This is a genomic window from Kitasatospora sp. NPDC051164 (assembly GCF_044455625.1).
Classification (GTDB): Bacteria; Actinomycetota; Actinomycetes; order Streptomycetales; family Streptomycetaceae; genus Kitasatospora.
This window is the reverse complement of record NZ_JBITFB010000089.1, coordinates 1-8879: the sequence shown is the minus strand read 5'-3', so window position 1 is coordinate 8879 and position 8879 is coordinate 1. Positions and strand designations below refer to the sequence as shown.

Annotated in this window: 8 protein-coding genes; 3 read left to right on the top strand and 5 right to left on the bottom strand. The window is 69.3% G+C overall.

Annotated features, from left to right (window positions below; genetic code table 11):
* Positions 1 to 61 precede the first annotated feature (61 nt).
* From ACIBEC_RS47205 to ACIBEC_RS47195, 3 genes are all read right to left on the bottom strand, one after another.
* Positions 62 to 388, bottom strand: coding sequence for a hypothetical protein (locus ACIBEC_RS47205; protein WP_360510333.1), 327 nt, complete (start codon positions 386 to 388; stop codon positions 62 to 64).
* 496 nt (positions 389 to 884) lie between these two features.
* A complete protein-coding gene (locus ACIBEC_RS47200; protein ID WP_360510335.1) occupies positions 885 to 1337 on the bottom strand; it encodes a terpene synthase family protein in 453 nt (150 codons plus the stop codon).
* 167 nt (positions 1338 to 1504) lie between these two features.
* Entirely contained in the window at positions 1505 to 2728 is a 1224-nt protein-coding gene (locus ACIBEC_RS47195) for an IS4 family transposase (RefSeq protein ID WP_396290855.1), read from the bottom strand.
* Between the two features lie 144 nt (positions 2729 to 2872).
* Between ACIBEC_RS47195 and ACIBEC_RS47190 the strand changes: the two genes are divergently transcribed.
* Together ACIBEC_RS47190 and ACIBEC_RS47185 are read left to right on the top strand one after the other, a co-directional pair.
* Positions 2873 to 3331, top strand: a complete 459-nt coding sequence (locus tag ACIBEC_RS47190; protein ID WP_360510152.1) for a MarR family transcriptional regulator — start codon at positions 2873 to 2875, stop codon at positions 3329 to 3331.
* Positions 3328 to 3747 (top strand): SRPBCC family protein, encoded by a 420-nt coding sequence (locus ACIBEC_RS47185; RefSeq protein ID WP_360510153.1) that lies wholly within the window; start codon positions 3328 to 3330, stop codon positions 3745 to 3747. Before ACIBEC_RS47190 ends, ACIBEC_RS47185 begins: the two co-directional genes overlap by 4 nt.
* 481 nt (positions 3748 to 4228) lie before the next feature.
* On the opposite strand, the gene murJ is transcribed toward ACIBEC_RS47185, so the two are convergent.
* Complete coding sequence (gene murJ / locus ACIBEC_RS47180; RefSeq protein WP_360510154.1) at positions 4229 to 5893, bottom strand: murein biosynthesis integral membrane protein MurJ; 1665 nt, start codon at positions 5891 to 5893, stop codon at positions 4229 to 4231.
* 182 nt (positions 5894 to 6075) lie between these two features.
* On the opposite strand from murJ, the gene ACIBEC_RS47175 reads away from it, so the two are divergent.
* Positions 6076 to 6255, top strand: coding sequence for a hypothetical protein (locus ACIBEC_RS47175; protein ID WP_360510155.1), 180 nt, complete (start codon positions 6076 to 6078; stop codon positions 6253 to 6255).
* A 292-nt stretch (positions 6256 to 6547) separates the two neighbouring features.
* On the opposite strand, the gene ACIBEC_RS47170 is transcribed toward ACIBEC_RS47175, so the two are convergent.
* On the bottom strand, positions 6548 to 8389 hold the full coding sequence (locus tag ACIBEC_RS47170) for an IPT/TIG domain-containing protein (protein ID WP_360510156.1): 1842 nt from the start codon (positions 8387 to 8389) through the stop codon (positions 6548 to 6550).
* Positions 8390 to 8879: the final 490 nt, after the last annotated feature.

Below are 8879 nucleotides of genomic sequence, written 5' to 3'. Positions count from 1 at the left end.
CGAGTGAACGTCCTGTGGGCGATGATCCGCGACGGAGCGTGCTACCAGGCAACACCACCAGTCACCGCGGCGGCTTGACAACGGCATTGGGATGTCCTACCCCATAGCCGGGAACAGCCATCGACTGCTTGACCTCCCAGTCGCGCTCACGACATGGTTCGCCGAGAACGACGCGGTTTTCTGCGCGCGTGGGATCACCGCCGAACTGCGGCACTCCCCAGAAGACGACCGACCCAAGAACAGCGCATGGCTGACCGTCGAAGCCGGGAACCGGGTCATCCAGATCACCGTCTGGAGCAGCGGCGAAGCCGAACTCGATTACGTGGACCTCGGCAGCGGTGACAACCGTCCAGAGCACCGAGACCTCCAAACCGACCAAGAACTCCACGCTCTCCTCAGATCCGCACTCGACTGGGTCGTCCCCGACACGAACAGCTGATCACGAGGATCGGACACGACTCTGCGGATGGACGTCGACGACAACTAACGCGGACTCGAACGAAACCCCAGCGCATCGCCGCACGATCGGACACTCAATCGCGGAACCTACATCAACGCGGACGAGCAGACGGCCCTGGCCGACATGCTCGCGCATGGGTTCCGGTCTACCTGGTGGTGCCGCGCACCCGAGCCTCGAGGCATGTCGGCCGTCCGACAAAGGAATGGGTGAGCCCGGTGTGTCCTATCGAACTGCTCCATCGGGGAGCGGGAAGTACTTCGCCACCTCGTACCGCATGGTGACCAGCGACCATTCGCAGTTCCCGATGATCCAGTCGTCGAGGTGGGGGATGTAACCGGCCACCTCCGGTCCCCCGTGCCGACGGAGTTCGTCGGAGAGCTCCGGGAAGCGGACCAGCTCGTCGTTGTGGATACGGGCAGCGTGATCAATCGCCGTCTGCCCGTCCAGCCCGTACAGGCGCCCGACGACGGACGTCCACCAGGCTGTGCAGTGTCCGGCCCTGGTTCTCCGACTCGCGCCCGTACGAGTAGATGTCGTTGCGCCAGTTGACGATGTTCCCGGTCATGACCCTGAGCTCAGCCAGACCGGGAAGGTGGTAGTCGGCCTCGCTCAGGGCGTAGCCGTCGACCGCGTCCAGCGTCACCCAGACCGTGACCATGCCGGATGAGTGGATGCGCATCGGGCCGTAGTCGGCGAGGTTGGGGCCCCGGCCGGCCGCACGGTTGGCCGCCTCCCAGACGAGACCGAGGAAGTAGGCCCGGGCAGCGGCGGAGAACCGCTCCCACTGCGCCGGTGTGCCGAACTTCCGGAATCGGTCACAGAGTTCGGCCAGCGCGACTGCGAACCCGGTCCGCTGCTTCTGGGACCTAGCCGCAATGCCGGTGATTTAAGGTCCTGCCCGGTCCGGCGATCGTGACGATGGCCGGAGCGGGTGGTGGCCAGTCGCGGTGTTCGGCCCGTTTGAGGGGCCAGTTGGACATCTTGCGTTTGATGACGCGTGGGCATGATCGGTTACGCCGTGGTGGCAAGAGGCGTTCGCTGATCTCAGCCAGGGTTCGGGTGAGTGCGCGGGCGAGTGTGCCGGGAGGAAAGCGCCGCCTGGGCGGGGACCTGGCGGCGTACGACCCGCAGGCTGCGGGTGAAGGAGAGCCGGTCGGGGTCCAGGCCCTCGTGCAGGGCGGCCTGGTGCATCAGCTGCCGGACGGCGTGGTGGACGAGGAGCAGCCCGTAGATCTCCTGCTCGACGCCCCACGGGTACTTCGAGCGCAGGACGAGTTTGGGGCCGCGCTGGTGGGTCTTGATCTCGTCCAGTGTGGTCTCGATCTCCCATCGCTGGGTGTAGAGCGCGGCCAGCTCTCGGGCCGGTGCCTGTTCGGGGTCGAGGATGGTGGTGACCAGCCGGTAGACGGCCTGGTCGCCGGTGCGGGCCAGGGTGTACTCCACGACCCGCACGAGCACGGGGTTGCGGCGGCTCCTCCGGTCCTGTTCGGCGTGGACCGTGCTGAGGTAGGAGCCGTCGTCCAGGGCCCGCACGACCGGTAGGGCGGCGTTGGAGCGGACCCGCCACAGCAAGTCCGCTCCGCTGGCCCGGGCGGCCTGCCACAGTTCGAAGCCGTAGAAGCCCCGGTCGGCCAGCAGCAGCATCCCCTCTTGCAGACGGGTGAACAGCTGCCGGGACAGTGACTGCTCACCGGCCGAGAGCGGGCCGACGGCCGCGCCGAACATCGCGTGGGTGCCGCATTCGGCCAGTCCGACCAGCCTGGCCTGCGGAAACGCACTCGCCCCACGGCCGGACGCGTGTCGGCCGAAGAACTCGGTGTTGGCCTCGGTGTCCGCCAGGTCCAGGCAGGTGCCGTCCACCGCCACCACGCGCCACCGCCGGTACCAGGCACCCGCCGTCTCGGGCACGGCCAGCGGGCGGCAGACCCGCGCGAACAGCACCTTCAGCGGCTCGACGCCCAAACGTCGGCGGGCCCGGCCGATCGCGGCGGTCGTGGGCACCCGCCACGACCGCCGCCCGTCCCCGAGCCCCTCGCCCAGCAGCCGGGCGACCTCCTCGTAGCCCTGCCCGAAGAACAGACACATCGCCAGCACGAAGTACACCACCACCCGCGCCGGCAGCAGACGACTGCGCTTCTCACCCCGCCCGGTCTTAGCGATCACCTCATCGACCAGACCCGGCGGAAACGCCTGCGTCAGCACCCCGATCGCAATCCGATCCGACAACCGCTCACCCGCACACGACTTGACCTGCCCCACCCTCGCCACACCACAACCAACGACACACAGACCACAAAGTCACCGGCATTGGACCTAGCCGACCACGCCGCCCACCTCCTCGCACCGCAGGTCACGGCGGAGGTCCACACAGTGTTGTCTTGACAACAGTTATGCAGCGTTCACTCTGGAGACGTGACTGCACAGACCAGCGGCCTGCACAACCATCTCGGCTACTGGCTTCGCCGCCTGTCCGACGAGGTCCACGGCCGCTTCGAGAGACAGCTCGCCGAGCACGGCGTGACCGTCGCCCAATGGGCGGTCCTGATCACCGTCTACCGCGGCGACGCGACCACCACCCGCGAGGTTTCCCGCTACGTCGACATCGACGTCGGCGCGGTCTCCCGCCTCGTCGACCGGCTGATCGCCAAAGGCCTGATATCCCGCGAACCCGACCCCGACTCCAAGCGCATCCTGCGGCTGACCCTCACCGACCAGGGGCGCAACCTTGTGCCCCGCCTCGCAGAGATCGCCGACCGCAACGACGCCCACTTCTTCGCCGACCTCACCCCCGACCAGCTCCTCCAGATGGAGGCATGGATCCGCGACCTGGTCGGCGCCCCGCAACCCCCACCCGAAAAGGGCACGACATGAGCACCAGCCCCGCCACCGCCCGCTCGGTCACCAAGACCGTCACCATCAACCGCCCCGTCGCCGACGTGTTCGCATTCCTCGCCGACCCGGCCAACTGGCCCGCCTGGGCCGTCGTCAACATCAAGGCGATCGAGCCCACCGACGACCCCGACTGGTGGCTGATGACCACCCCGCACGGCCCCGCCCGTCTGCGCATCCGCGGCAACGCCGACCTCGGCCTCCTCGACCACGACTACGTCGAGAGCCAAGCCTCCTGGCAGGTCCCCGCACGCGGCGTCCCCAATGGCGTCGGTACCGAATTCATGATCACCTTCTTCCAGCCCCCCACTTTCACCGACGCCTTCTTCGACGAGCAGATCGCCCTCGTCGACACCGAACTCACCACCCTCCAGCACGTCCTGGAAACCGGCGCCTGACCCCTGCTCGACGCCCGACCCGCCGAGGCGCCGACGGGCTCACCCAGCAACTGGCTCGCCTCGGCCCATCCCAACGCACCGTCTGGGACCCTTCACGGCGCCCCACCCCGAGGTGGGGCCTAACGTCCACAAGCCCTCCTCCCGGATGCTCCGCCCGGTTGGGTACTTCAGCTCATCAGTGGCTCCCGATCTCGCCGGAGTGGGCTCCCATTCCCGCCGGAGATCACCGCTCGGGAACGGCCCAACCCTGGCCTTCGATGCTGCCGGAGTCGTCATCCCCATATGACCCGACGAAATCAGTCCGATCCGTCACCGACAGTCACCATCGCCGGACGGCACCTCGCAAAGTAGCGCTCGCAACGGCTCGCAAACCACAACTCGCAACCCCAGGCGTCCAGATCGAACAGTGCCACCTCACCGCGCCCCTGATCAGGGGGCACGAGTACAGGTGAGGGCACCGTGCAGAGCGTTTACCCCCGCGTCAGCCCATCCCCGGCAGGCTACGCAGTTCACCAACTCGCAGAAGCCGCGCGAGGAGAAAGAACAGCAACGCCATCACGATGCCGCCCGCGGTCAGCGAGGCAACCGATGTCAGGCTGTGACTGCACGAGCGGGCGATGAGCCAGCCGGTGGCCGCTGCGCCGATGGCGGATGCGGTCAGCTTGGCGTAGGTGCGACAGATCCGGCGGCCGTCGAGCAGGCCTTCGGTGCGCTTCCTCAGCCGCAGAGCCGTCAGAAGGAGGCCGACCGCGTAGGACAGGGCATAGCCGGCGGCCATCCCGGTGACCGCCCACCGCGTGGGCAGCAGAAGGTGGCAGGCCACGGCCAGAACGATGTTCATGCCGCTGATCCACAGCGCCATGCGGAACGGCGTGCGGGTGTCCTCGAACGCGTAGAAGCCGCGCAGCAGGAGGTACTGGGCGGAGAACGGGACCAGCCCGAGGCCGAAGGCCTGAAGCATGTGGCCCAGGGGAACGGTTGCCGCGGCGTCGGCGGCACCGTGGGCGAACAGCAACTGGGCGATCTGCGGGCCGAAGGCGACGAAGAAGAACGCTGCCGGGACGATGACGACACCGCTGACCCGTAGCGCGCGGGACAGGTCGGCGCGCAGGTCGTCGAGACGGTGCTCGGCCGCCGCCCGGCTCATGCGCGGAAGGAGGGCGGTGACGAGGGACACGGTGACGATCGACTGGGGCAGCATCCAGATCTGCTGGGCGTAGCTGTAGGCGGTGTAGCCGACGCCGTCGTTGGGCAGGGCGGCGTCGGCGGCGGAAGCCAGGCGGGTGACCACGGTGCCCGCCACGAGGTTGGCCAGGACGAACAGCAGGGTCCAGCGGGCCGCGTTCATGCTCTTGCGCAGGCCGACGCCTCGCCAGTGGAAGCTCGGTCGCAGCCGGAATCCGGCTGCGTGGGCGTACGGAACCAGCGCCAAGGCTTGGAGGGCCAGGGCGAGGGTGGTTCCGATGCCGAGCAGCCTGACCTGGGCGCCGGTGATGTCCGAGATGTTCTCCGGAGTGGTCATCATGCCGAGGTAGAGGCCGAACATCGTGATCAGGACCACGTTGTTCAGGACCGGCGTCCACATCATCGCCCCGAACCGGTTCCGGGCGTTGAGGACCTGTCCGAAGATGCTGAACACGCCGTAGAAGAAGATCTGGGGAAGCAGGAAGCGGGCGAAGACCACGGTCAGCTCGAACGCGTCGTGTGTGGCCGACGTGTCCTGCTGGTAGACGCTGATGATCTCCGGAGCGGCCCAGGTCGCCAGCACGGCGCCGACTCCGAGTACGCACAGCACGAGGGTCACCAGACGCTGCTCGAAGGCCGTCCCGCCATCGGCGTTCTCTGTCCGGGCCCGGACCAGTTGCGGGACCAGGACGGAGTTCAGCGCGCCGCCGATCAACAGGAAGTACAAGCTGGTGGGCACCGTGTTGGCCTGGTTGTAGGTGGTGGCCAGCAGCCCGGTGCCCAGTGCCGCAGCTTGCAGCACTTGCCGGATCAGTCCGGTGACGCGCGAGACCACCGTCCCGGCGGCCATCAGCACGGATGACCGCAGCACCCCGCCGACCTCAACTCGCTTGGGCGCAGCATGCTTCCTGCGTTTCGCGCTTGGTCGCTCTATCTGCTCGGACGGCGCCTGTTCGATCATGAACACAATCTACGACTCAAATCTCCTCGATACGTGAGGACTTGGAACTTGGACCCGTCGCGGACTTACACCGGGGCGATGGCATGCCTCTGCCGGTGCTCCCGTCAGCACGCGGACTTGACAGGGAACGCCACGGCGCCCTTCCCGCTGGCCCGGCGGACGACCGGCCGTGGTGATCACCGGTGCCTGGCGCGCGGGAGAATGAGCCGGGTGACAGCACCCAGCCTCTGCCCCGCGGCATCAGCGCTCTGATCCCCAACGCCCGCGCCCAGGCGGCGCCCGGCGAGCTCGCGGCCGCCCAGCTCCTGCACCTGCGATCGGCGACCGTTCCGGTGCCGGTCCTCGCCGCGGCCGCCGACTGATCGCCGCACAGCTGGAGGACCCGGACCCGGCCACCCGCGAGGCCGCCGGCTCCGTCCAGATTGGTCTGCGCCTTCATCGCGTTGACTGCGCGAGCTGCACCTTGAACGTCCGCCAGAGTTTGGCGACGGTCGCCGCGCTGGTCGGCCTCACCGTTCTTGCCGGGTTGGCACGACAGTTCGCATGACCGTCACCCCGCCAGCGCGGCGTGTAGCGACCCTCCGGTGGGCCCCTGTACGGCTGGAGGCCGCCATCGGGAAGTCCCTGGGGCGGCCTCCAGCGGTGTGTGGTGCGTCAGGTGATGCGGATGAGTCCGGCGGTGGCGGTGGCCGCCTCCTGGGTGGGGCTGCCGTTGTAGGTGGCGGTGTAGCCGAGGTTGAGCAGGACGGTGACGACCGGGCAGGGGCCGGTGCAGGTTGCGGTGCCCGCGGCATCGGTGGTGGCGGTGCACACGGTGGTGGAGCCGACCTTGAAGGTGACGGTGGCGCCGGGCACGGGCTTGCCGGTGGTGGTGTCGGTGAGGGTGGCCGACAGGTTGAGGTTGATGCTCAGCTGCCCGGGTGCGATGGAGAGCAGCAGCGGGTTCGCGGTGAGCTTGGTGGTGTCCTTGGTGTAGGTGTACCGGTCCGCGGCCGTGATGGTGCTGGTGCCGCCGGGAGTGGTGACGGTGACGTCGACCGATGCGGAGCCGCTCGCGGCGGGCGCGGTCGCGGTGACGGTGGTGTCGTTGACGACGGTGAACGAGGCGGCCGGGGTGGTGCCGAAGGCGACGGCGGTGGTGCCGGTGAGGTGGCTGCCGGTGAGGGTGACGGTGGTGCCGCCGGCGGCCGGGCCCTGGGCGGGCGCGATGCCGGTGATGGTGGGCGCGGGGACCTGGTAGGTGTAGGTCCCCGCGGTCACGGTGCGGCCCTTCGCGGTCAGCTTCACGTCGACGGGGCCGGCGGCGTGGGGCGGGGCGACGGCGGTGACGGTGGTGTCGTTGACGACGGTGAAGCTGCTCGCCGGGGTGGTGCCGAAGGCGACGGCGGTGGTGCCGTAGAGGTGGCTGCCCGTCAGGGTGACGGTGGTGCCGCCGGCGGCCGGGCCGGTGGTGGGGGTGAGGCCGGTGGCGGTGGGCGGCAGGGGCGCCATCGCCAGTTGGTAGACGTTCTGGTCGGTGGGGATGGTGGAGGTGATGGTGAGTGTCGCGGTGTCGATGATCGAGACGGTGCCGTTGGTGAGGCTGCTGACGTAGACGTGGCTGCCGTCGGGGCTGGCGAGGACGGCGGTCGACCAGCCGCCCGTCGGGATGCTGGTGAGCATGGTGTTGGTCGTGGCGTCGACGACGGACGTCGTGCCGAGGGCACTGCCGACGTAGACCTGGCCGCCGTCCGGCGAGACGGCCACGCCCTGCGGGAGCCAGCCGACCGTGACGGTGGAGGAGACCGTGGCGGTGGCGGTGTCGATCACCACGAGGGCCCGGTCCCGGCTGTTGCTGACGTACGCGCGTGTGCCGTCCGGGCTGAACGCCGCCCCGAACGCGCCCGGGACGGAGATGGTGGCGGCGACGGTGTTGGTGGCGGTGTCGATCACCGTCACCGAACTGCCGGCGGGGCTGGGGACGTAGACCTGACGGCCGTCCGGGGAGACCGCGATCTGTGCCGCCTGGCTGCCGGTCGGAACGATGGCGGTGACGGTCCGGGTGGCGGTGTCGATGACCCCCACCCCGCCCTCGTAGTAGTCGACGTAGGCGTGCGCGCCGTCGGGCGAGAAGGCGATGGCCGTCGGCGAGTGGTAGGTGCCCAGGCCGATGGTCCCGGCGACGGTGTTGGTGGCGGTGTCGACCACCGAGAGGGTGTAGGTACTGCTGCCGGTCCACACCTGGGAGCCGTCGGGGGTGACCGCCGCGTACGGCGACGCCCCGCCGCTCGGGAGGGTGGAGACCGTCGCCCCGGTGGCCGGGTCGACGCCGAGGACGTCCGCGTAGCCGGAGGGGATGTAGAGCAGGGACGCGGGGGCGGACGCGTGCGCGGGCACGGCCGGCAGCACCGCGGCGGCGGTACCGAGGACCGCGGTCGCCAACGCGGCTCCGGCGCCGCGCCGCAGGCGGCGCAGCCGCCCTGGGCGTACCGCCGTGTGGTCGGTGGTCAGTGCCATGTGTTCTGCCTCTCGCGGGATGCAGAAGCCCGGCCGAACGAGCGGACTCTGTCTAATCAAGCTAGCTTCAAGGAACTTGACGAACCATCAATTGAATGATGATGACCGTTTCTTTTCGTCCGCAATCGGAACGCGATCGTCAGAGGGTGGGGGCGGCAGAGCGGCGGCGGTCGCCGTGGGCCGGCCCGAAGGTTTCGGTGTGAGGCCGGGAGCGGTCCCCGGGCGAGTCCGAGCAGGCGCTGGTGGAGGTCCGTGCGCCGTTCGTGGCGGGGGCGGAGTCGCTGACGTCGTCGGCTTCGGCAGCTGGCCGTCCCCGCCCCGCACCCGCGGCCCGCGCCCGAATCGGTCGGGGCGGGCCGCGGGTGCAGTTCCTCGGGTGCTGGGGGCCGCGGCCAGGGGGTCGCCGCGGCCCCCGCGGCCGGGTGGTGCGGCTGGACTACTTCTTGTCCGCGCCGTCCTTGCCGCCCTGGTTCATCATGCCGCCGAGGGC

Bases quoted from the DNA above. Each gene is read 5' to 3' on its own strand.
- ACIBEC_RS47170 (WP_360510156.1), bottom strand. From the start codon at position 8,389: ATGGCACTGACCACCGACCACACGGCGGTACGCCCAGGGCGGCTGCGC.
- ACIBEC_RS47185 (WP_360510153.1), top strand. From the start codon at position 3,328: ATGAGCACCAGCCCCGCCACCGCCCGCTCGGTCACCAAGACCGTCACC.
- murJ (WP_360510154.1), bottom strand. From the start codon at position 5,893: ATGATCGAACAGGCGCCGTCCGAGCAGATAGAGCGACCAAGCGCGAAA.